Annotated in this window: 22 protein-coding genes and 1 tRNA gene; 12 read left to right on the top strand and 11 right to left on the bottom strand. The window is 67.0% G+C overall.

The genetic code is table 11. The features are described 5' to 3' along the window. Positions 1-189 precede the first annotated feature (189 nt). Positions 190-357 (top strand): hypothetical protein, encoded by a 168-nt coding sequence (locus tag AB4Z37_RS24565; RefSeq protein WP_441519367.1) that lies wholly within the window; start codon positions 190-192, stop codon positions 355-357. A 355-nt stretch (positions 358-712) separates the two neighbouring features. Then, positions 713-1,183 (top strand): hypothetical protein, encoded by a 471-nt coding sequence (locus AB4Z37_RS24560; protein WP_441519366.1) that lies wholly within the window; start codon positions 713-715, stop codon positions 1,181-1,183. A gap of 147 nt (positions 1,184-1,330) precedes the next feature. Here AB4Z37_RS24560 and AB4Z37_RS24555 read toward each other — a convergent pair. Then, a tRNA-Leu gene (locus AB4Z37_RS24555) sits at positions 1,331-1,415 on the bottom strand. A gap of 239 nt (positions 1,416-1,654) precedes the next feature. Here AB4Z37_RS24555 and AB4Z37_RS24550 point away from each other — a divergent pair. After that, a complete protein-coding gene (locus tag AB4Z37_RS24550) occupies positions 1,655-2,182 on the top strand; it encodes a disulfide bond formation protein B (RefSeq protein WP_441519483.1) in 528 nt (175 codons plus the stop codon). Positions 2,183-2,198: 16 nt separating this feature from the next. Here AB4Z37_RS24550 and AB4Z37_RS24545 read toward each other — a convergent pair whose 3' ends face one another. The 3 genes from AB4Z37_RS24545 to AB4Z37_RS24535 form a co-directional block, all read right to left on the bottom strand. Further along, positions 2,199-2,774 carry a TetR/AcrR family transcriptional regulator gene (locus tag AB4Z37_RS24545; protein WP_441519365.1) on the bottom strand — a complete coding sequence of 192 codons (576 nt, stop codon included), beginning with the start codon at positions 2,772-2,774 and terminating at the stop codon, positions 2,199-2,201. A gap of 94 nt (positions 2,775-2,868) precedes the next feature. Next, complete coding sequence (locus AB4Z37_RS24540; RefSeq protein ID WP_441519364.1) at positions 2,869-3,963, bottom strand: AbrB family transcriptional regulator; 1,095 nt, start codon at positions 3,961-3,963, stop codon at positions 2,869-2,871. A gap of 212 nt (positions 3,964-4,175) precedes the next feature. Next, positions 4,176-4,457, bottom strand: a complete 282-nt coding sequence (locus AB4Z37_RS24535; protein ID WP_441519363.1) for a PsiF family protein — start codon at positions 4,455-4,457, stop codon at positions 4,176-4,178. 197 nt (positions 4,458-4,654) lie between these two features. Between AB4Z37_RS24535 and AB4Z37_RS24530 the strand changes: the two genes are divergently transcribed. The 6 genes from AB4Z37_RS24530 (at position 4,655) to AB4Z37_RS24505 (ending at position 10,195) form a co-directional block, all read left to right on the top strand. Then, positions 4,655-5,146, top strand: coding sequence for a hypothetical protein (locus AB4Z37_RS24530; protein WP_441519362.1), 492 nt, complete (start codon positions 4,655-4,657; stop codon positions 5,144-5,146). 71 nt (positions 5,147-5,217) lie between these two features. Continuing rightward, the gene (locus AB4Z37_RS24525; protein ID WP_441519361.1) at positions 5,218-6,147 is read left to right on the top strand and encodes an LssY C-terminal domain-containing protein; all 930 of its coding nucleotides are present in this window, start codon (positions 5,218-5,220) and stop codon (positions 6,145-6,147) included. Next, positions 6,144-6,530, top strand: a complete 387-nt coding sequence (locus AB4Z37_RS24520; protein ID WP_441519360.1) for a CidA/LrgA family protein — start codon at positions 6,144-6,146, stop codon at positions 6,528-6,530. The genes AB4Z37_RS24525 and AB4Z37_RS24520 overlap by 4 nt, the downstream gene beginning before the upstream one ends. Beyond that, the gene (locus AB4Z37_RS24515) at positions 6,527-7,261 is read left to right on the top strand and encodes an LrgB family protein (protein ID WP_441519359.1); all 735 of its coding nucleotides are present in this window, start codon (positions 6,527-6,529) and stop codon (positions 7,259-7,261) included. Before AB4Z37_RS24520 ends, AB4Z37_RS24515 begins: the two co-directional genes overlap by 4 nt. Positions 7,262-7,344: 83 nt before the next feature. Then, positions 7,345-8,391: a hypothetical protein gene (locus AB4Z37_RS24510; protein ID WP_441519358.1), complete on the top strand. Its 1,047-nt coding sequence runs from the start codon at positions 7,345-7,347 to the stop codon at positions 8,389-8,391. 58 nt (positions 8,392-8,449) lie between these two features. Beyond that, positions 8,450-10,195, top strand: coding sequence for a long-chain-fatty-acid--CoA ligase (locus tag AB4Z37_RS24505; protein ID WP_441519357.1), 1,746 nt, complete (start codon positions 8,450-8,452; stop codon positions 10,193-10,195). Between the two features lie 115 nt (positions 10,196-10,310). Here the strand turns inward: AB4Z37_RS24505 and AB4Z37_RS24500 are convergent, their stop codons facing one another. From AB4Z37_RS24500 to AB4Z37_RS24485, 4 genes are all read right to left on the bottom strand, one after another. Then, positions 10,311-10,697 carry a nitrile hydratase accessory protein gene (locus AB4Z37_RS24500; protein WP_441519356.1) on the bottom strand — a complete coding sequence of 129 codons (387 nt, stop codon included), beginning with the start codon at positions 10,695-10,697 and terminating at the stop codon, positions 10,311-10,313. Beyond that, positions 10,697-11,356: a nitrile hydratase subunit beta gene (gene nthB, locus AB4Z37_RS24495; protein ID WP_441519355.1), complete on the bottom strand. Its 660-nt coding sequence runs from the start codon at positions 11,354-11,356 to the stop codon at positions 10,697-10,699. Before nthB ends, AB4Z37_RS24500 begins: the two co-directional genes overlap by 1 nt. Next, complete coding sequence (nthA, locus tag AB4Z37_RS24490) at positions 11,356-11,985, bottom strand: nitrile hydratase subunit alpha (protein ID WP_441519354.1); 630 nt, start codon at positions 11,983-11,985, stop codon at positions 11,356-11,358. Before nthA ends, nthB begins: the two co-directional genes overlap by 1 nt. Positions 11,986-12,075: 90 nt before the next feature. Further along, complete coding sequence (locus tag AB4Z37_RS24485; protein WP_441519353.1) at positions 12,076-13,590, bottom strand: AMP-binding protein; 1,515 nt, start codon at positions 13,588-13,590, stop codon at positions 12,076-12,078. A 310-nt stretch (positions 13,591-13,900) separates the two neighbouring features. Between AB4Z37_RS24485 and AB4Z37_RS24480 the strand changes: the two genes are divergently transcribed. Both AB4Z37_RS24480 and AB4Z37_RS24475 read left to right on the top strand, forming a co-directional pair. Next, entirely contained in the window at positions 13,901-14,752 is an 852-nt protein-coding gene (locus tag AB4Z37_RS24480; protein ID WP_441519352.1) for a VOC family protein, read from the top strand. Positions 14,753-14,909: 157 nt separating this feature from the next. Continuing rightward, positions 14,910-15,338 carry a GNAT family N-acetyltransferase gene (locus AB4Z37_RS24475; RefSeq protein ID WP_441519351.1) on the top strand — a complete coding sequence of 143 codons (429 nt, stop codon included), beginning with the start codon at positions 14,910-14,912 and terminating at the stop codon, positions 15,336-15,338. A 14-nt stretch (positions 15,339-15,352) separates the two neighbouring features. Here the strand turns inward: AB4Z37_RS24475 and ppk2 are convergent, their stop codons facing one another. Next, positions 15,353-16,279 carry a polyphosphate kinase 2 gene (gene ppk2, locus AB4Z37_RS24470; protein WP_441519350.1) on the bottom strand — a complete coding sequence of 309 codons (927 nt, stop codon included), beginning with the start codon at positions 16,277-16,279 and terminating at the stop codon, positions 15,353-15,355. Positions 16,280-16,477: 198 nt separating this feature from the next. Between ppk2 and AB4Z37_RS24465 the strand changes: the two genes are divergently transcribed. Beyond that, entirely contained in the window at positions 16,478-17,596 is a 1,119-nt protein-coding gene (locus AB4Z37_RS24465) for a hypothetical protein (protein ID WP_441519349.1), read from the top strand. A 21-nt stretch (positions 17,597-17,617) separates the two neighbouring features. Here AB4Z37_RS24465 and AB4Z37_RS24460 read toward each other — a convergent pair whose 3' ends face one another. Both AB4Z37_RS24460 and AB4Z37_RS24455 read right to left on the bottom strand, forming a co-directional pair. Then, positions 17,618-18,442 (bottom strand): EcsC family protein, encoded by an 825-nt coding sequence (locus tag AB4Z37_RS24460; protein WP_441519348.1) that lies wholly within the window; start codon positions 18,440-18,442, stop codon positions 17,618-17,620. Beyond that, positions 18,439-20,556 carry a heavy metal translocating P-type ATPase gene (locus AB4Z37_RS24455; protein ID WP_441519347.1) on the bottom strand — a complete coding sequence of 706 codons (2,118 nt, stop codon included), beginning with the start codon at positions 20,554-20,556 and terminating at the stop codon, positions 18,439-18,441. The genes AB4Z37_RS24460 and AB4Z37_RS24455 overlap by 4 nt, the downstream gene beginning before the upstream one ends. Positions 20,557-20,564: the final 8 nt, after the last annotated feature.

Genomic DNA, 20,564 nt, shown 5'->3' with positions numbered 1-20,564 from the left:
CGAGGGGATGTAAACAGCTTCGGCGCGGGCATCGGGCCGGGCCGGCGCCGTGCGCCGGGGCTGTTTCCAGACGTTTCCATCACAGCGGCGATGCGCCCCTCGATGGTCGAAACCTAACGAAGCTGTAAGCTGCGGTGGGCAGGAAACGCTGCTATCAAGAAAGCGGGCAACCACACGGGAATGCGATCTATGGAACAGGATCTGCAAACTCTTGCCGTCGAGCCATCGTCTCTCGCTCTGGTGAGCTATGGCGAGTGCGTCGAGCGGCTCGCACGCGCAGTCGATCAGCACAACGACGACGATCTCGAGGAGGTTGCCCGTCTCATCGGCCAGCTCGCGGTGGTGATTGAACTCTAGCGCCTTCATGACGGCGTCAGACCTCGGGTCGGCGTCGTTGCTTCAGTCCGCCTTGCGTGGAGAACGACGGTTCATTCGCGAGCCGGGATCGTGCGATGCATGTCGCGACCTCGCTGTGGCCGGGAGCATCTCGGTTGCCGACCGCATCGAGCTTCCCGGCCCTTGATTTATTTCCAGCGCGCCAAGATGCTTTCAGTGCCTTGTTGCACCAAGGGTTGCGTCAATCGCCGGCCCTCATCTGTATTGACGTGCTGGCCATTCGCCCCAATGATCGGTTGATGAGCAGCACACGTGATACGTGGAGCTGCTGATGCTTTCAGAGGTGGCGGGGAGCGATGCGTAAGGGTGTGGGACGATGACCGATTGCACCAAAGAAATTTCTGATCTCACCCCGTATGAGACTTATCGCTGCTTCGTAGAGGCCGATATCTGGAAGGCGATCGGCGCCAACGCGCAGAGGATGTGGTCCGATTTCAGCGGCACGACAAATGGCGAATGGGGGCAAGTGATAATTGCTTTCGCATTCCTCCCGGCGCAAGCAGCAAGCTACGCTTTTCCCATCATGTTTCTCTATCGCTTGGTCCAGCGGGTCGCCTCCCCCGCGCGTGGAGCCCCGGGGCCCAAAGAGCGGCGTCTTAAAATTGGTTGGGCGATCTACCTGATATGCGCGGGAGTGATCCTATTGATATGGAATCACCAAGACCGCTTTATGTTGTTTCAGGGGGGCCTGGAGATCGCTTGCGGAATACTGATTTCAATGCTGGGGGCGTCTTGGTGGACCTCGCCGCGAGCCTATCCGGCAGATGCTGGAGTCGGATCGGCGTAACGATTCCATACCAGGCTGCGGCCGGCACACTTGATTGAGGGGGCGTCAGGTTTTCCCTTCCGACCTCGAGCGGGCAGGGAAATCGAAGGCCATGCGGAGCCATGGTTTTGAAATCGATACGATAAACTCTCAGGTGGCGTATCGGATTGGTGCCCCTGGCCGGGATCGAACCAGCACTCCTTGCGGAACTCGATTTTGAGTCGAGCGCGTCTACCAGTTCCGCCACAGGGGCCCACGAGACCCCAGCCGTGGCAACGGCAGGACCTTCGAAGCGGGCGGACTATATCCGGCCCGCCTGCCGGGTCAACCGGCCATTGGCTGAAGGGCGGGCCGTCCACCGCCCATTCGCCGGGCGCGGCGGTCCCTCTCGCGATACCTCATTCGTGAACGAAGTTGTCTCGACAGGCCGGGGTGAGCACGATAGGAGGCGAAGCCGCAGCAGGGGAGATCATCGTGAGCGTTGCAGCCAGCGTGAAGCCGACGTCATCGGGCCTGGACGGCAGCAGGGGCGCCCTGGCGGCCGGCGCCATTGCCCTGATCGCGGCGGCCACCATCGGCGGCGCCTGGTTCTTCCAGCTGGTGCTCGGCATCCAGCCCTGTCCACTCTGTCTCGAGCAGCGCTATGCCTACTATCTTGCCATCCCGCTCGCGCTGGTCGTGGCGCTCGCGGCCAGGGGCGGCGTGGCCCGCCCCTTGCTGGCGGGTGGCTTCGGGCTTCTACTTCTGGCCTTGCTGGCCAACGTGGTGCTTGGCGGCTATCACGCCGGCGTCGAATGGGGCTTCTGGCCCGGCCCGACCGACTGCAGCGGTCCGATCGCCGATCTCGGCAGTGCCGGCAGCCTGCTGGAGCGGCTCGACACCGTAAAGGTCGTACGCTGCGACGAGGTGCAGTGGCGTTTCCTCGGCCTGTCGCTCGCCGGCTACAATGTGCTGATTTCGCTGCTGATGGCGGCGTTCGCGTTGTGGGGACTGCGCGCCGCCGTGGCGCGGCGGGGCTGACGTCCCGCACATGCTCTCAGGCCGTTGCGCCCAGCGGGGCGAGGTCGGTCAGCAGCAAGGCGCAGGCTTCCACCAGACGGTCGCGGTGCCGTGGCCCCTTGGTCTCGAGCTGAATGAGGCCCTGTCCGAACACGAACGAGTAGAACAGGAAGGCGCGGGCGCGGGCATCGTCGGCGCCGAGGCCGGCCGCGACATAGAGCCGTTCGACGTTCTTCAGGCGCGCGGCATCCACCGCCGCGACGGCGTCGGCCGCCTGGGCGTCGCGGCGCGCCCATTGCCGGATCGCCAGTTCGATGGCCATCGCCTCGGCGTTGTTGCGCTCGGCATAAAGATGGATCACCGCGGCGAGACGGTCGCGCGCGGCCTGCCCATCGGGGCGGGTCTGCAGCTCGATGGCGGCGATGCGGCCGGTCGCCCAGGTCTCCAGCAGCGTGTCCAGCAGGTGCTGGCGGTCACGGAAGCGGCGGTAGAAGCCGCCCTTGGTGACGCCGAGGCTCTCGGCCAGCACCTCGACCCGGACCCGGTCGATGCCGCCGGCCGCGAGCGCGGCAAGGCCGGCCCTGATCCACATGTCGCGCCCGCTGTCATTCATCCGCCGCCCTCGATACGCTGGCGTATTGCTAGCCTGGAGTGGTGTTGATACGCTACCGTATCAGACAGCCAATTCGATCGGGCTCGATGAACCGCTAATCGTCGATTTCGTCGTCGTCGCTGCCGAACAGGTGGACGATGCCGGGTGTGGCAATCGACACGAACACGAAGCGCGCGAGGTGATGGGCGCCGACGAACACCGGGTCGATGTGCAGCGTCAGCGCCAGCGCCAGCATGGCGTCCATGGCCCCGGGGGAGAACGCGACGATCAGGTCGCTGAGGCGGGCATCGGTGGTCAGCACGATCGCGGTCACGAACACCGCGGAGATCGCAATCGCCACCGCGAACGAGCCGATGGCGGCCAGCACATGTGCGGCGAGAGTGCGGCCGCTGATGCGGGCAAACCGCGTGCCGATCAATGTGCCGATGCCGATCAGCGCGAGGGCATAGCCCCATAGCGGCAGGCCGCCCTCGATCCAGCCGCTGCCATGCAGCACGCCGGACGCCAGCATGGCGCCGAACATCCAGCTCGCCGGAAACTTCAGCCAGCGCAGCACCAGCGAGACGGCGATCGCGGCCACCGCAAGGATGGCGAGCGACAGCGGCGTCGCCGGCGGCGTGCGCAGTGTCAGGTGGGCATGCGGAGCAAGCCCCATCAGGCTCAACAGCAGCGGCAGCGCCGCGGTGAGAATGATGACGCGCAGTGTCTGCACCACGGCGATGCCCGGCACGTCGGCATTCTTCTCGGTGGCGAGCATGATGATCTGCGACAGCGCGCCGGGACTGCCGGCCAGCAGCGCCGATGCGCGGTCCCAGCCGTGCATCCGTTGCAGGTAGAAGCTGCTGCCGAACGTGGCACCGAAGGTGGCCAGCGCCAGCACCGCGATGGTGATGGGATAGTCGGCCATATTGCGCAGCATCTGCGGCGACACCATCGACCCCAGCGATATGCCGAGCGTCATCAGGACGATGTGCGACAGCACCGGTGGCAGCGCCAGCGGTCGGCCGGCGATGGCGGCGACCGCCACCGCGATCATGGCGCCGGAGATCAGGCCGCCAGGCAATTCTGTCCACCAGAACATGACGCCACCGATGCTGCCGAGCGCGAGCGTCTCGATGGTGGTCAGCGCGGCGGAGCGGGTGGGCAGCAGGCGGATCAGCGACAGGCGGTCGGGCGAGGCGAGCGGCATTGGCAGGGTCTGATGCGGCGGATCCCATCGATCCCCGTTTATCTCCTTATGGCAACGCCATCGCCACTCTGCAATCGCACCGCCTGCATGGGCTGGGGCGCCGGCTTCATGGCTGTCCGTGAAGAGTCGTGCGGCGGCGTGGATGCCATGCCTGAGCACCGCTGGAGGAGGCCCCCGGGAACGGCAACGCCGTTTCCCGGGGGCTGCAACGGTCAGTTAGCCTTGCCGGCCTTGCGCTTGCATTCGGAACGGAACTTCTTGCGTTCCTTGCCCTTCAGGCCCTTGGCGTCGGCTTCGGCGGAGCATTCCTTGGAAGCTGCGGTCTGCTCGGGTTTCGCGGCTGTGGTCTTGGCCGCTGGTGCGGCCGGCGCGGTCTTTGCTGCCGGGGCTGGCGCCGCGGGGGCCGGCGCGGGCGCAGGTGTCTGGGCGAAAGCGGTCCCCATCAGCAGCAGGGAGGCGAATGCGGCGGTGACGGCACGGGACGCAACAGTCATGGTGTGACCTCTGTTCATCGAAGAGGTGCGCACGTTCGCGGGATGCGCCTGAACCGCAGGTGAATGGCGCCGGGCGCCGCAAAACATTTCGGTCACGTTTTTTTGGCCGCTGGGGCATGGCGGCGTTGTAACGTCCGGATCGTCGGCTAGGATGCCCCGGGATCCACCGGATCTGCTTTTGCAAGGGAGATTTCGCGATGACCATTGAACGGAAGATCGTTGGCGCTGTGCTGCTGTCCGGATTGCTGTGCGCCGCAGCCTTGCCTGCCCAGGCGCTGACCATGCAGGAGTGCAGCGCAAAATATAAGGCGGCCAAGGATGCCGGCACGCTCGGCAGCCAGAAGTGGAACGATTTCCGCAAGAGCCAGTGCGGCACGGACGCGACGCCCGCAGCGGCGGCGACCCCTGCGCCGGCACCGGCGGCTCCCGCCGCGCCCCCACCTGCTGCTGCCCCGAAGACTGCGGCTGCTCCCGCCGCGGCGCCGGCGGCTCCCGCGGCCGCAGGCGCAGCCGTGTTTCCGAGCGCGGTGGACCCGAAATACGCCAGCGAAACGCCCGGCAAGGCCCGCATGCACACCTGCGTCGACCAGTACAACGCCAACAAGGCGACCAACGGCAATGGTGGCCTGAAGTGGATCCAGAAGGGCGGCGGCTATTACAGCGAGTGCACCAAGAAGCTGAAGGGCTGACCGCGTTCGCCGCGACGCCGCTCACGGCATGATCCTCAGCATGATGTGCCGGCGTCGCAAGGCGCCGGCACATGTATCTCGCAGCCTCATATCTGTCGGCCCCGCATCGCGCGGTGCCTGCTTTCCGAACGGACCTGTCGATCATCGGCCTCTCGTCGCATACGCATTCCCGGTCACGTGGCGCCTGGATCGTCGGGCTGTTCGCGCTTGGTGCTGTCGTCTACACGCTCGTCGCCTATGTGGCCTTGCCGGCGCTGTGGAAGCACTTCGAGCATGAACGTCGGCTCGCCGGCCTGCCGATGGTGACAACCACGGCCCAGGGTATTTCAGGCGACCCGATCAATCTGGCCTTCATCGGCTCGTCCCGCGATATTCTCTGCGCCATGCACGGAGCGGGCTGGTATCCGGCCGACCCTGTGACACTGCGCACCAGCATCGATATCCTCGGCAGCGTGCTGCTGCACCGTCCTTATCCGACCGCGCCGGTCAGTGCGCTGTTCTATGCCGGGCGGCGAGAGGACCTCGCCTTCGAGATGCCGGAGGGCGGCAGCGCCGATCGGCGGCACCATGTCCGGCTGTGGCAGGTGCTGGACCACGGCGATCAGGGCCGGCCGGTGTGGCTGGCGGCGGCGACATTCGATCGCGGGGTGGGGTTCAGCCACTACACCGGCGCGGTGACACACCACATTGCCCCCGATATCGATCGCGAGCGCGAGGTCATCGCGCGCGGATTGACGCAAGCGGGCCTCCTGGAGGCGCGCTATCAGGTCTCCGGCGTCGGGCCGACGCTGATCGCACGCAATGGCGGCGGCGACCTGTACTTTACAGATGGCGAGGTCTGGGTGCTGCAACTGGTTGACGCCTGCCGCAAACGCGACGAGCCACCGGTCATTGCGGCGCCGCCGATGGTGACCCAGTTCAAGAACCAGGTGTGGAAAGCGATTGCGGACGGCGTGCGCGATCAGGTCCGCGCCGTCGAGACCACAAGGAGGCCCTCGTGATTGCCAGCTTCAGCCTGATCCTGCTCTGCCAGCTCGGCGGCGAGATCGTTGTGCGCGCCATTGGCGTGCCCGTGCCGGGGCCGGTGCTCGGCTTCCTCGCGTTGCTGGTGCTGTTGCTGGCGCGCGATCGCTGGTCAGGCCTGGCGCTGGGGCCGCTGCGGCCCGGCGCGGTGGAGGGCGCGTCGAAGGCGCTGCTCGCGAACCTGTCGCTGCTGTTCGTTCCCGCCGGCGTCGGCGTGGTGCAGAAGCTCGACCTGATCGCCGCCCATGGCATGGCGATCTTCGCCGTGCTGGCGCTGTCGGTGGTCCTGACGCTGCTTGCGACGGTCGGGACCTTCCTGCTGACGGGGCAACTGCTGGGATCGTCGGGGGATGAGCCATGAACGGCACGACGAGCAGCAACCCGTTCGCGCTCTGGGTCTATCTGTCGCAGACACCGCTGCTGTGGCTCACCGTCACGCTGGTGGTCTATGCCCTGGCCGATGCCGTTTCGCTGAAGTCGCGCCGGCACCCGCTGCTCAATCCGGTGCCGCATACGATGTGGGTGGTCGGCGTGTTCCTGATGCTGACCGGGACCCCCTATGCGGTCTACTTCAGCGGCGCGCAGTTCGTGCATTTCCTGCTCGGGCCAGCCACCGTGGCCATGGCGGTGCCGCTCTATGAGAACCGCCGGATTGTCGCGCGGGCGCTGCTGCCGATGCTGGTCGCGCTGGTGGTCGGCAGCGTCACCGCCATCGCCTCGGTGGTGCTGCTCGCCCGCGCCTTTGGGCTGCCGCGGGAGATCGTGCTGGCGCTGGCGCCGAAGTCTGTCACTGCGGGCGTTGCGATGGGCATCAGCGAGACGCTGGGCGCGGATCCGGCACTTACCGCCGTCGCAGTGGTACTGACCGGCGTGATCGGGGCGATCATCGTCACGCCGATGATGAACCGGATCGGGATCAGCGACTTTCGCGCCCGCGGCTTTGCGGTGGGGCTTGCATCGCATGGTATCGGCACCGCGCGGGCGTTCCAGGTCGACGAGGTGGCCGGCGTGTTCGCGGGCATCGCCATGAGCCTCAATGCGCTGGTGACCTCGTTCCTGGTGCCGCTGGCGGCGACCGTGCTGCTGCGCTGACAAACCTCCCTTGAGGTCATCGGCGATTGTCCTCTATCGTGGTGGCTGACGGCCCCGCAGCGGGCTGCACTGAGGGAGGTTTCATGACGGATGGTCGCGCCGGAGTGACCGAATGGCGGGCGGTGGCCGACCTTCACCATGCCTATTTCACCGGCCTGATCATCTCGGTGGTGACGCGCCGCAGTGTCGGCGAGGCCGCCGAACTGGTGTTCAGGGTGTTCCGCCGTCAACACCTGGAGCGCTTTCTGCCGGGGCTCGCCAAGCTCGGTCTGTCCGCTCTGCCGCCAGCGGTCGCTGCAGCGCAGTATCACTACCTCTCGAACTGGATCGGCGGGGTCCATGTCGAGTACATGCCCGAAAACGACCGCAAGGCCTGGATCCGCTATCCCCCGCCGCGCTGGATCTGGAGCGGCACCGCGATCTGCGCCATTCCCACCGAGGTATCGCGCGCGATGCTGCGCGGTTGGCATGCCCACAACGGCGTGTCGCTCGGCAATCCGCGACTCGGCTTTGTCTGCACCAAGCAGGCCGTCGACGGCCAGGACGGTCTCGAGGGCTTCTACTGTGAGTATGACCGTGATCTCGCCCCCGACGAGCGGCTGGTGTTCGCGCGCCATCTCGAGGCGCCGGACTTCGATCCCGCCAGGGCGCCAGTGCTGCCGGCCGACACATGGCCGGTGGAGCGGCTTGCGCGGGCTCATCGCGACTATGCCATGGAGTATGTGCGCACCGCGCTGCCGATCATGATCGGCCTGTTCGGTCCCGACGAGGGCGGCCACCTGCTGCGGATCACCGGCCGCCTGATCGGGATGCAGTACGGAGCACAGACCGCCGCGGCGCTGGGGGCAGCCTCGCATGGCGGTGCGGCAGGGTTCGCTGATCTGTTGCGCAGGTTTTTTCGCGCGGCGGGCGACGAGATCGTCGAACGCTCGGAGACGACAGTCGAACAGGCACAATGGCGGCTGATGCGCGACGTCGCGGACTTTCATCCGGCGTGCCGCCTGGCGCTCTCGGGCCTCATCGAAGGCATGCTGGCAGCCCATGGCAGACACATGACCCTTGGGGTCTCTGCCGACGACGGCGCGACGGCGGGGCGCGCCGTGTGGGAGGTGCAGTCCCCACGCCGGTGAGCGTGCCACGATCCAGCATCAAGAACGATAAGTCGACATGTCCCGAGGAGGAACCACCATGACCGACCAATCAGCGATCCAGTCTTCGAGCCAGCCTGGGAGTCAGCCCTGGAGCAAGTCCTACCCGCCCGGTGTGCGCTGGAACGCCGAGATTTCGGTCATGCCGGTGCAGCAGATTCTCGAAGACGCCGCAGCGCAGTGGCCCGATCAGGCCGCCGTCGACTTCATGGGCCGCAGGATCAGCTATCGCGAACTCGACGATCTCGCGAGCCGCGCGGCCAACGGCTTTCAGGCGCTCGGCGTTGGCCCCGGCATCCATGTCGGGCTCTACCTGCCGAACACGCCGCACTATCTCATCAGCTTCTTCGGCGTGCTGAAAGCCGGCGGCACGGTGGTCAACTACTCGCCGCTCGATGCGGCGAAGGTGCTGGAGCACAAGGTCGAGGATAGCCAGACCGACGTGATGGTCACGCTCGACCTCGCGCTGCTCTACCCGCAGATGGCGCGGCTGCTCGATACCACGCGTCTGAAGACGCTCGTCGTCGGTGACCTTGCCGAAATGTCGGGGCATCCGGATGCGGTGCGAGCCCAGCTCGCTGCGGGCCAGCAGCTGGCAACGGTGACGGCCGATGATCGTCAGCGCAGTTTTCAGAGTCTGCTGAACCAGGGCGCGGACTATGTCCGCCATCCGATTGCCGATGTCGGCGACGCGCTCGCGGTGCTGCAGTACACCGGCGGCACCACCGGCCTGCCCAAGGGCGCCATGCTGACTCACGCCAATCTTTCCGCGGCGGTCGCCCAGTGCATCGAGACCACGCGCACCGAGCCGCCGGTATTGGAGCCGGGCCATGAGCGTATTCTCGCCGTGCTGCCGCCGTTCCACATCTACGCGCTGACCGTGAACATGCTGCTGGGATTGCGGATCGGCGCCGAGCTCGTGCTGCACACCCGCTTCGACGCGGCCGCGGCCATCAAGGACATCTCGGAGAAGAAGATCACCGCCTTCCCCGGCGTGCCGACCATGTTCGTCGCGATTCTCAACCATCCGAGCACCGCGACGGCCGATCTGCGGTCGCTGAAGTGGTGCAATTCCGGCGGCGCGCCGCTGCCGCTGGAGGTGCAGCAGGCGTTCGAGAAGCTCACCGGCTGCCGGCTGGCGGAGGGCTGGGGCATGACGGAGACCTCACCGACCGGCACCTTCACGCCGGTGCCGGGCCTCCAGAAGCCCGGCTCGTGCGGCGTGCCGAGCCCGGGGATCTCGTTCAAGTTCCTCAGCGTCGAGGACGGCCGCAGCCATGTGGCGCAGGGCGAGCGCGGTGAATTGTGTGTGCGCGGCGCCAATGTCATGAAGGGCTACTGGAAGAAGCCCGACGCCACCGCAGCCATCATGACGGCGGACGGCTATATGCGCACCGGTGATGTCGGTTACATGGATGCGGACGGCTACATCTACATCGTCGACCGCACCAAGGACATGCTGCTGTGCGGCGGATTCAACGTCTATCCGCGCACCATCGAGGAAGCGATCTACACCCATCCGGCGGTGGAGGAGGTCAGCGTCATCGGTATCCATGACGACTATCGCGGCCAGTCGCCGAAAGCCTTCATCAAGCTCAAGCAGGGCGCTGCTGCGTTCACGCTGGAGGAGCTCAAGGCATTCCTTGCCGACAAGCTTGGCAAGCACGAGATGGTGTCGGCGATGGATATTCGTCCCGAGCTGCCGAAGACCGCGGTCGGCAAGCTTTCGAAGAAGGAACTCTACGAGGAGGAAGAGCGCAAGCGCGCCGGCTCATCCGCCGCGTGACGCCGTGTGTTGGAGCGTAGCCCGCATGCGCGCAGCGACATGCGGGTCGCGTCCGGCGGAGTGGCAGCCGGGAGATTGCTGCGCGCATCCGGGCGACGGAGCTTGTGAGGTGGACTCAGTCCGCGAAATCGCCGGGCTGCAGCACGATCGGCTGGCCATGCGGGGTGCGGTCGGCCGCGTGGTCCCAGGCGTCGCGGTAGCGATGCAGGGTCGCGGTGCTCGTGACCTGTTTCTCCGCGACCAGCTTTTCCAGCGTCGCCAGCCAGTGGTGGTAATAGGTGTCGCCGGTGTCGGGATCGCCTGCCGCCTGCGCCGCTTTGATCTCGCGCGCCAGTGCCGCGGCCCATTCCGTCCAGGTGAACACGCCGCGCTCATGCAGCGCCAGCGCCATGGCGAACGCCTGTGCTTCCCAGGCCTCGCGAAACACCGGACCGTCGGCGTCGCGTGGAATGCCGGGGATGGCGGCGGCGGCTCGGGTCGCCGCCAGGGGGTCGAGCGCCATCACGCGGTCTCCAGGTAGGATTCCCAGGCGTCGACCGAGACCGAGGTGTTGGCGTTCGCCTGTTCGCCCCACAGGTCGCGGCCGTCGAAGCTGACGGTGTAGAGCCATTGCGGCTGCTCGCCGGCACCGAGCGCATTGGTGTCGGGGAAGACGTGGCTGCCGTGCACCAGCTCCACCGTGCCGATGTGGCCGCGGACGTAGTGCGGCAGCCGGGTGTGGGTGGGCGGGCTGATCATCCTGGCGCGGACGCGGTCGCCGATCTTGAACCGCGCCGGGGTTGTCTCCGGGCGATGGCTCGGGCTGCCGCGCCGAAGCATCGGGGGCACGTCGTCGGGCGCGAGCCTTGCGCCGTTCGGCTTCGGCGGATGCAGCGCGTGGCCGGCGGCGATTTCGTCGGTCGCGATCATGCCGCGCTCCAGCATCAGCCGCTCGAGGCCGGCGAGCCAGATCTCGTAATAGCTCTTGGCGAGATAGTCCTCGCGCGGCCGGTTCTCGCGCGCTGAGCGCGACATGTCGATGTTCCAGCCACCGGGCCGCCCCATCGCCACGGTCATCGCCATGACGCGGGCTTCCCAGCCGCCGTGAAACAGTGGCTCATTGTCTTCCTGCACCACCGGGCCGAAGCCCGGCGCGCCGCCCATGTCGTGCACGCCGTCCATCACGCCACCTCGCCGGGGTGCTTCGGCAACCCGGTGCCGATCATGCTGTCACGGGTGACGAGGTCGGCGAGCCGCTCCTCGCTCCAGCCGTCGGTGCCGGCGGGACGCTGCGGCACCACCAGATAACGGATTTCGGCGGTGGAATCCCACACGCGGATGCGGACGTCGTCGGCCAGCGTCACGCCGAATTCGCCGAGCACGCCCCGGGGATCAGATACCGCGCGCGAGCGATAGGGGGCGGACTTGTACCAAACCGGCGGCAGGCCCAGCACCGGCAGCGGGTAGCAGGAGCACAGCGTGCACACCACCATGTTGTGGACCAGCGGCGTATTCTCGACCGCAACCATGTGCTCGCCTTGCCGGCCCGAGTAGCCGAGTTCGGCGATCGCGGCGGTGGCGTCGGCCAGCAGGCGGGCGCGATAGGCGGGATCGCTCCAGGCCTTGGCCACGACGCGGGCGCCGTTGCGAGGACCGATCTTGGTCTCGTAGGTGTCGATCAGCACGTCGAGGGCCGCGGGATCGACATAGCCCTTCTCGGTGAGGATGGTTTCCAGCGCGCGCACGCGCAGCTCGACCTCCGACAGCTCGGAGTGGTCATGCGAATGGTGATGATGGTCATGCCCTGTCATGGCGGGCAGACTATCCGCAACATCGTCCGGCGTCGAGCAGTGGCGCGCGCATGGCGGCCGCGACAGGATCGCGCAACGCCGCGCGGCGTGTTACGTGTGCCTGGCCGCTGTCGGGCGCAGGCGGAAGTCGCGGCCCTCCTCGAGCCAGGCAAGGCGCTCGTCACGCAGCAGCGTGCGGCGGGTCTTGCCGGAATCATCGCGCAGGGTGACGGTCGAGACCTCGTAGCTCTCCGGGTGCTTGTTGCGGCTGAGCAGGTCGGTCAGCACCGGGCTCATGCCGTCGACCACGGCCTGCGGATCGGCTCCGCTCTTGATTTCAACGATGGCATGAATGCGGTTGCCGAGCTCGGGGTCGGGCAAGCCGACCACGATGGCGGAGTGCACGTCCGGATGCGCCATGACCGCAGCCTCGACCTCGGCGGGGTAGATGTTGGCGCCGCCGCGCAGGATCATGTCGGTGAGTCGGTCGCCGAGATAGAGGTAGCCGTCGGCGTCGAGCCGGCCGATGTCGCCGATCGACTCCCAGCCGTCGGTCCGCCGCTTCGGCGCGGCGCCGAGATAGTGATAGGTGGTGCCGACGCCGTCGGCGGGCATGAAGTAGACCTCGCCGGTCTCGCCGGCCGGCACGTCGTCGCCGTCGGCGCCGATGATGCGCACGCTGCAGGCTGCCGGATCCGGGCGGCCGACCGAGCCGCGATGTGCGAGCCATTCGGTGCCGGAGATCACGGTGCGGCCCTGGCGCTCGGTGCCGCCATAGAGTTCATAGACCTTCTCCGCGCCGATCCACGCGATCCACTTTTCCTTGAGCCACGCCGGCATCGGCGCCGCCATATGGAACACGATCCTGAGGCTCGAGACGTCGTAGCGGCTGCGCACGTCCTCGGGCAGATTCCAGATCCGGTGCATCATGGTAGGCACGAAGTTGACCCACTCCAGCTTGTGGGCGTCGATCAGGCGCAGGGCGTCCTCGGCGTCGAACTTCTTCTGGCCGGTGACGCTGCCGCCGGCAAACAGCGCATAGTGCGACACAATGAAGGGGGCGTTGTGGTAGAGCGGGCCGGGGTTGAGCAGCGCTGCGCCGAACGGCATCAGCAGCGGTGGCGCCGCCGCGGTGTCGGTGACCGCTGGCTGGTGATCGAGAATGATCTTCGGGCGCCCGGTCGAGCCGCCGCTGGTCATCGCTTTCCAGTACCGCGCGACCGGACGGTCGAGCGGCTCGTCGGTGACGCCTTCGGGAACAAAATCTTGCGGCACGGCGTTCGGTGCGTTCCAGTCCGGTTCGCCGCCGACCACCAGTGATGGCTTGAGGATGTCGAGAATAGCGGCGGCTTCGCCGCGCGGCAGCCGGTGCGACAGCGACGTCGGCGTGGCGCCGAGCTTCCACACCGCAAAGCTCGTCTCATAGAAGGCGTTGCTGTTGGGCAGCCCGATGGCGACGAAGTCGCCGGCCTTGACGCCGCGGGCGGCGAACGCCTGTGCCCGCCGGTTGGCGCCACGTTCCAGCTGCTCCCAGGTGAGGCTTTGGTCGCCGTGCCGAACCGCGACGGTGTCCTTCGGCTTGCGATCGGCATACCAGCGCGGCACGTCGGCGAGTGGAAGCAGCATGCGTTTCTCCCGAATTTTCTTGTCGTTCGCGGCCTCGGGGCGGCACGAGCCGCCGTCGAAGCGCTGGTGTCATTCTTGAACCAACGCAGGCGGTCCGTCCATAGCTGCAGCCGCGACGCGGAGCGCACGAGGGGGCGTCATGCGGCGGCCGCCGGTAAATATCATGTCGTGGAATTCGATGGGCGTAAGCAGGGCTTGCCAGCGGTGAAAACGTGCCACGGCTTGCCTCGCGAGCGGCTCCCGGCATAGCATCGTCGATGTTCCGCTGCGGCGGCTCCCTCGCTTTTTCCGTCTCACTCCCGAGGCCGACATGACCACTCCGATCACGGGCCTCGATCACGTCACGGTTCTGACCCGCGACCTTGCGATCGCGGTCGACAACTATGAAGCGTTATTCGGTCGCGGCGCCGCCTGGCGTGCGCGCGGCGACGGTACGGAAACCGCGATCTTCACCGTCGGCAACACGTCGCTGGAGCTGCTGGCGGCCTCGGGAGAAGGGCCGGCGGCGGCGCGCGTGAACGAGGTGCTGGCGCAGCAGGGCGAGGGCCTCGCGAGCGCATGTTTTCGTGTCGACGATGCGGAGCGCATGGCACGGCGATTGACGCGGCTACAGCTGCAGCCGGAAGCGGTCGTCGAGGCCAGCAGCAGCAATCTGACCGACGGCGCGACGCTGCGCTGGCGGCGGACGCGCGCCGCGACAACGGCGGCACACGGCGTGAAACTGTTCTTCATGGAGCGTGCGGCGGAGCGGCCGCTGTCGCCGCCATCGACGCCCGCCCATGTGACCGGGCTCGATCACGTGGTGGTGTCGACGGGCGATGCCGAGCGCGCGGCAGCGCTCTATGGCGCGAGGCTCGGCCTCGATATGCGGCTCGATCTGGCGCGGCAGGATTGGGGCGTCCGCCTGATGTTCTTTCGTTGCGACGACCTCACCGTCGAGGTCGCGCAGCGTCTCACGGAAACGGCAGCCGAAGCCGCCGACCGGCTGATGGGATTGAGCTGGCGCATCGCCGACGCCCATGCCGCACGAGAGCGGCTGGCGGCGGCGGGCTTCGATGTGTCGGAGGTGCGCCAGGGACGCAAGCCGAAAACGCTGATCTTCACGGTGCGCAACCGCACCTGCGGCGTCCCCACGCTGATGATCCAGCCGCCGCCAACCTGACCTCGCCGGGGCTGTCACGATGCGGGCGTAGTGCCGGCGCGCATGGCTCAGGCGTTTTGCGCCGTCTTGGTCCTAGGTCCGACGTCGGTGTGCCTTGCATGGTGCCGACCCAGCACCGCAACAGGGGCCCGCGATGAAGCCTGCGATGGATGAAGCCATGATTGATCTCGGCCATGCCGACACCGATGCCGAGATCGCCGCCTGCTTCACCGTCGTTCGGCAGTTGCGGCCGCATGTCACCGACGTCGCCGCCATGGTCGCGCAAGTCCGCCGTCAGCAGCGCCAGGGCTACCGCATTCTCGCCGCCCGCAGCGGAACGGAAGTGCTGGGAATCGCGGGATATCGGCTCACGGAGAACCTGATCTCGGGACGGTTTGTCTATGTCGATGACCTCGCGGTCGCGGAGGGATGCCAGCACGGCGGCATCGGAGCGAAGTTGCTCGATGCCGTCGCGCAGGAGGGGGTTGCCGCAGGCTGCCGGCGGCTGGTGCTCGATACCGCGGTCGCCAATGCGCAGGCCCAGCGCTTCTACTTCCGCGAGGGCCTGCTGCTGGTGGCGTTCCACTTCGCGCGTCCGTTGGTGTAGCGCGAACGATCCGGTCAGAACCGGGCCGGTACGAACATGTCCTGTGGCACCGGATCGCGCTGGTAGTCCGGGTGATGCACGCGATCCGGCAGCACCACCGGCTCGTGGGGGATCTCCTGATAGGGCACCTGGGTGAGAAGGTGCGCGATGCAGTTCAGCCGCGCCTTCTTCTTGTCCACCGCCTCCACCACCCACCATGGCGCTTCGGGAATGTGGCTGCGGGTCAGCATCGCTTCCTTGGCCTTGGTGTAGAGCTCCCAGCGGCTGCGCGACTGCACGTCCATCGGGCTCAGCTTCCACTGCTTGAGCGGATCATGGATGCGCATCAGGAAGCGGAACTGCTGCTCCTCGTCGGTGATCGAGAACCAGTACTTGATCAGGATGATGCCTGAGCGCACCAGCATGCGCTCGAAGTCCGGCACCGAACGGAAGAACTCCTCGCACTCTTCGTCGGTGCAGAAGCCCATTACCCGCTCGACGCCGGCGCGGTTGTACCAGGAGCGGTCGAACAGCACGATTTCGCCGCCCGCCGGCAGGTGGGCGACGTAGCGCTGGAAGTACCATTGCGAGCGCTCGCGCTCGCTCGGGGCCGGCAGCGCGGCGATGCGGCAGACGCGCGGATTGAGGCGCTGGGTGATGCGCTTGATGACGCCGCCCTTGCCGGCGGAGTCGCGCCCCTCGAACAGCACCACGACCTTGAGCTTGTGGTGCTGTACCCAGTCCTGCAGCTTGACCAGTTCGCCCTGCAGCTTCAGCAGCTCCCTGAAGTAGACGCGGCGGTCCATGCTCTCGCCGGCCTCGTGCTTGAGTTGCGCGGCGAGAAATGGGTCGAGGCGGCTTTCCTCGAGCTCGAGCTCCAGTTCCTCGTCGAGGCCGTCCTGCAGGTCGGCGTTGATCCGTGCCCGCAGGGCCTCCTCATTGATGCTGTCGGAATGGTCCATCTGCGGCTCCTTCCTGGCCTGGTCGTGGTGTCGATTGTCAGCAGAATTCCGCGACGTGGTGACGTGGTTGTGACACCCGCGCCGAACAGGCTGGAACAGTGGCCGGCGCCCGCTTTGGGGGGACCTTCACACCGTCGTCAAGAATGCGGTCTAGTCACGCCTGAAGCACATCGTTTGGACGGCGCAGGAATCATGGCCATGCGGCAGACCATCGACAACCTGCGGATCGCCGGCCGTGCGATGCGCTACAGTCAGTTCGTGCCCCGGCTCTACAACTACTGCCTGTCGCTGGGCTTCCGCCGCGACCGCATGATGCCGTCGCGGGCATTCTGCTCCGACGAGAGCCAGGGTTATCCGGTGATCCTGCTCGCCCAGCATTTCGGCATCTTCCCCTTCGACCATGGGCGGGTCGGCGGCAAGGTCGCGGTCAATCGCCACGGCCCGCATGCCCATCACGGCGAGGACCTTGTCATCATCCAGGCGAGCCATGTCGGCTATGATGCCGAGAGCCGCCGTTTCGGCGTCTATCGCCGCCACCGGACCAATGGTTGCGGCTTTGGTGACAACTGCGGCAAGATCGCCGCGGTGTTGCACTGGTATAAGCAGGAATATCGACATGCGGCGGAGCACGTGCGGTGCGGGCTGCTCGATGGCGAGGCGGCCGTCATCGTCGACAACCTGCTGCTCGATGAAGCGCGGCCGGAGGGCCTGTCCCTCAAGCTCGACCAGCTGATCGAGCAGCCCGATGAGCCGCTGCGGGCGATGAGCACGGCAAAAGCGTTTCGTCCGGCGCCATCCCTGGTGACGCGCCTTGGGGCCGACATCTGGCGGCAGCCGCCGGCGGCATTGGGAGCGCGGTTGACCGCCGACTTGTTCGTGTTCCGGCGCGCACCGGCTCAGGATATCGAACACTACGACCAGATCGAGAGGGCGCTCGGACCGGCGATGCCGACCCTGGTGACGTCGGATAATCCGGCGCTGGATGCCGCGCGGTTTCATACCCAGGTCGAATTCGACCGTACCTATCGCAGCATCCTGCGTGAGACGGCCTTTCGCGACAAGAATGTGCTGTTCGTGGCTGGGTTGAACATCGACGTCTCGCCGCGCGAAGGCCTGCCGTTTCCGCTGACCAAGTTCGTGCCGTGGGCCGCCTATGCCAGCCTGCGCGACGGCCGGCGGATTTTACTGGAGCAGGATGAATTCGCCGCCGTGCTGCGCCGCCAGCCGGCGGACAATCCTGACCGGCTGTCGTTCGACCAGGCGATCCGCGACATGAGCGCGGTGGACGAGGTCTCGTTCGACGCCACGCTGGGGTGACGCGGCGAGCGGTATGAGCGCTCAGCTCGCGATCCGGGGCGGGCGTGCCGCAAGCTCGGCATAATGCATCCGCACCGTGCTCGGGCCATAGGCGCGTTCGAGCCGGCGGAGCGTAAAATGCCCCTGCGCGATGCGCTGGAAATGATCCATGAAGATCACGTTCACGGTGGCGCCGCCCAGAGCGCCCAGCACCGGCAGCGCGCCGGCCGCGACCTTGTCGGAGACCACGAGGCCGAAGCGCGAGACGATCTCGCTGACGAGGCTCGTCACCACCGGAGCCGAGGCGTCGACGGCACCGCGCTCGAATGCCATGGCTGCGACGTCGTTGGTGTACTTGCTGATCAGGGCCCGCGCTGCGTAGTAGCCCATGTCGACCTTGTCCATGTCGCGTTTCGTCCCGAAGGCGAACACTTCGAGGCAGGCGAGCCGCGCTTCGATGCGAGAGAGGTCTTCGCCTTCGTGCCGTGCGATCGCGGCGATGGCGCGCAACATGAAGGTGGTGGTGAGCGGCAGCTCGACCGGCAGCGCGGCAAAGCCGAACAGGCCGCTGACGCCGCCGGTGACACCGGCCAGGAACGAGGAGAACCAGGTCGCCGGCGCCGGCGGCGGCTCGTCATCGAGCGTGTCGATCGCGACATCGAGGCCTTTCATGACGGCGCTGCGCACCATCGTGCCGATCTGGCGATTGGCGGCTTTGGGCAGCAGCCCAAGCACGCGGTTGACCGGCACGCCGGCGTAGTCTGCGAGCCGCGCGGCGAAGTTGGGGTTTTCGAGGTGTTTTACCGCGAGTTGCAGGGCCGTGCGGTCAGCCGGGAGCAGTTGGGAAAGGGGCGGCGCCGCGCTCATTGGTAGCGCAGGATCGGACGAATGCCGTTCAGGCTCGCGAGGATGGCCGAGCCATTGCTGATCAGCGCGGTGACTTCGGGCGTGATCAGGCCGCCGGGCAGGGCAAGGCCGAGCGCGACGGTGTTGAGCACCGCGACGATGCCGTAGTTCTGCTTGACCAGGCGGACCGCGCCTTGCGAGATCTCCACCGCCTTGACCAGCTTCCAGAGCGAGTCCTCCATCAGGATGACGTCGGCGGATTCGTGGGTGACCTCGGCGCCGTGCTTCATGGCGATGCCGACGTCGGCGAAGCTGAGCGCGGGCGAGTCGTTGATGCCGTCGCCGACCATGGCGACCCGCTTGCCCTCCCGCTGCAGCTCCTGGATGACGCTGGCCTTGTCGGAGGGCAGCATGTCGGCGTAGTGCCGGGTCAGGCCGAGCTCGCGGCACACCGCCCGGGCCACGACTCCATTGTCGCCGGTGAGCATGATGGTGTTCTTGATGCCCATCGCGTGCAGCTGGCGGATGACGTCGCGGCTTTCGCTGCGAATCTCGTCGGAATACGGCACGAGGCCCGCGAGCTGGCCGTCGACGGCGATGTAGAGGCTGGAATAGCCGCGCTCGTCGAGCGCCGCGCGGTCCGCCCGGGCCTCATCGACCTTGATCTCGCTCTCGCGCATGAAGCGGGCATTGCCGACATGCATGTAATAGCCGTTGACCTGCCCCTCGACGCCAAGGCCGAGGCGGTAGGTGGTCTCGTCGCATGGTGGGATGTTGACGGCGAGCTCGCGCGCCTTGGTGCGGATCGCCTCGGCGACCGGATGCTGCAGCCGTGTTTCGGCGGCAGCGGCGAGGCCGAGCAGGTGGTTCGGCGTGATGTGGTTCTGGTAGGAGATGACGTCGATCACCGCCGGCGTGCCGCGGGTCAACGTGCCGGTCTTGTCGAACACCACGGTGTCGACGTCGGCGAGCCGCTCCATGTGGCCGCCGCTCTTCATGATGATGCCGGCGCGCGCCGCGTGGGTCATCGACGACAGCACCGAGGTCGGCGCGGCGACGCGGATGCCGGTGCCGTAGTCGACGATCACCAGCGACAGGAAGCGGTTGAAATCGCCGGTGACGGCCGCGGTGCCGGCGGCGAGCGCGAGTGTCGGGGTGACCAGGCGATCGGCGAAGCGCTCGGCGTGATTCTGGATGCGGGTGTCGCCGAGCGGCGCGGATTCGACGAGGTGCACGATCTGGCCGGCGGTGGTGTCGCCGCCGACGCGCAGGGCGCGCACCGTGATCTGGCCCTCGCGGATCACGGTGGCGGCGAATGCCGCCTCGCCCTTGCCGCGGTTCACGGGCAGGCCCTCGCCGGTGATGGTCTTCTGGTCGATCGTGGCCTGGCCCTCGACGATTTCGCCATCCACCGGGATCATCTCGCCGGGATAGACCACGACGAGATCGCCGACCGCGAGCTCTACCGCCGGCACCGAGACCACGGCGCCGTCACGCACCACCCACGCGGTTTTGGACTGGAATTCGAGCAGCTCGCTGATGGCGCGGCGCTGGCCGGCGGCGGTGAGATCGCGGATCCAGTCGCCGAGCTTGATCAGCCAGGTCACGATGCAGCCGGCGAGCGGATTGCCCTGCAGCACGGAAGCTGTGATCGCCAGCGTATCGAGCACGTCGATGTTGAGCCGGCGCTCGCGGTCCCACACCTTCCAGGCGCGCTTGGCGATCGGGAAGCCGTTCCACAGCATCAGCGGGATGTTGATCGCCGCGACCACCGGATTGGCGCTGAACGCCATCACCAGCGACAGGGTCGGCAGGGCGAGGGGCGACCGCTTCGAAACGGCCGGGGGCGCTGCGGCCGCCGACGGGGCGGCCGGCGCGCTGGTGGCAATGAACGCCTTGAGCTCGTCCAGCGTGGCCGCCTTGACGCGTTCCAGCAGCATCCGCAGCAACGGCTCCTGGGCCGGATCATAATCCAGCACCAGCGAGGCGCAGTTATAGTTGATCCGTGCGGCGCGAATGCCGGGCTGGCCTCTCAGCCAGCCGAGGACGGTCTCGGCGAGCGAGCGCTTGCGGCAGAGGTCCGGGATGCAGAGCCGGACACGTCCGGGCATTGCGTGGCGGAACGAGAAGTCCATTCAGCAGC

It is taken from the genome of Bradyrhizobium sp. 2TAF24, assembly GCF_052115025.1.
In the GTDB taxonomy this organism is placed as follows: Bacteria; Pseudomonadota; Alphaproteobacteria; order Rhizobiales; family Xanthobacteraceae; genus Bradyrhizobium_A.
This window is presented reverse-complemented; position numbering and strand designations above follow the sequence as displayed.

Bases quoted from the DNA above. Each gene is read 5' to 3' on its own strand.
- AB4Z37_RS24535 (WP_441519363.1), bottom strand. From the start codon at position 4,457: ATGACTGTTGCGTCCCGTGCCGTCACCGCCGCATTCGCCTCCCTGCTG.
- AB4Z37_RS24500 (WP_441519356.1), bottom strand. From the start codon at position 10,697: ATGGCGCTCGACCCCCTGGCGGCGACCCGAGCCGCCGCCGCCATCCCC.
- AB4Z37_RS24540 (WP_441519364.1), bottom strand. From the start codon at position 3,963: ATGCCGCTCGCCTCGCCCGACCGCCTGTCGCTGATCCGCCTGCTGCCC.
- nthB (WP_441519355.1), bottom strand. From the start codon at position 11,356: ATGGACGGCGTGCACGACATGGGCGGCGCGCCGGGCTTCGGCCCGGTG.
- ppk2 (WP_441519350.1), bottom strand. From the start codon at position 16,279: ATGGACCATTCCGACAGCATCAATGAGGAGGCCCTGCGGGCACGGATC.
- AB4Z37_RS24530 (WP_441519362.1), top strand. From the start codon at position 4,655: ATGACCATTGAACGGAAGATCGTTGGCGCTGTGCTGCTGTCCGGATTG.
- AB4Z37_RS24505 (WP_441519357.1), top strand. From the start codon at position 8,450: ATGACCGACCAATCAGCGATCCAGTCTTCGAGCCAGCCTGGGAGTCAG.
- AB4Z37_RS24465 (WP_441519349.1), top strand. From the start codon at position 16,478: ATGCGGCAGACCATCGACAACCTGCGGATCGCCGGCCGTGCGATGCGC.
- AB4Z37_RS24545 (WP_441519365.1), bottom strand. From the start codon at position 2,774: ATGAATGACAGCGGGCGCGACATGTGGATCAGGGCCGGCCTTGCCGCG.
- AB4Z37_RS24455 (WP_441519347.1), bottom strand. From the start codon at position 20,556: ATGGACTTCTCGTTCCGCCACGCAATGCCCGGACGTGTCCGGCTCTGC.
- AB4Z37_RS24475 (WP_441519351.1), top strand. From the start codon at position 14,910: ATGATTGATCTCGGCCATGCCGACACCGATGCCGAGATCGCCGCCTGC.
- AB4Z37_RS24515 (WP_441519359.1), top strand. From the start codon at position 6,527: ATGAACGGCACGACGAGCAGCAACCCGTTCGCGCTCTGGGTCTATCTG.
- AB4Z37_RS24485 (WP_441519353.1), bottom strand. From the start codon at position 13,590: ATGCTGCTTCCACTCGCCGACGTGCCGCGCTGGTATGCCGATCGCAAG.
- AB4Z37_RS24565 (WP_441519367.1), top strand. From the start codon at position 190: ATGGAACAGGATCTGCAAACTCTTGCCGTCGAGCCATCGTCTCTCGCT.
- AB4Z37_RS24560 (WP_441519366.1), top strand. From the start codon at position 713: ATGACCGATTGCACCAAAGAAATTTCTGATCTCACCCCGTATGAGACT.
- AB4Z37_RS24525 (WP_441519361.1), top strand. From the start codon at position 5,218: ATGTATCTCGCAGCCTCATATCTGTCGGCCCCGCATCGCGCGGTGCCT.
- AB4Z37_RS24510 (WP_441519358.1), top strand. From the start codon at position 7,345: ATGACGGATGGTCGCGCCGGAGTGACCGAATGGCGGGCGGTGGCCGAC.
- AB4Z37_RS24460 (WP_441519348.1), bottom strand. From the start codon at position 18,442: ATGAGCGCGGCGCCGCCCCTTTCCCAACTGCTCCCGGCTGACCGCACG.
- nthA (WP_441519354.1), bottom strand. From the start codon at position 11,985: ATGACAGGGCATGACCATCATCACCATTCGCATGACCACTCCGAGCTG.
- AB4Z37_RS24480 (WP_441519352.1), top strand. From the start codon at position 13,901: ATGACCACTCCGATCACGGGCCTCGATCACGTCACGGTTCTGACCCGC.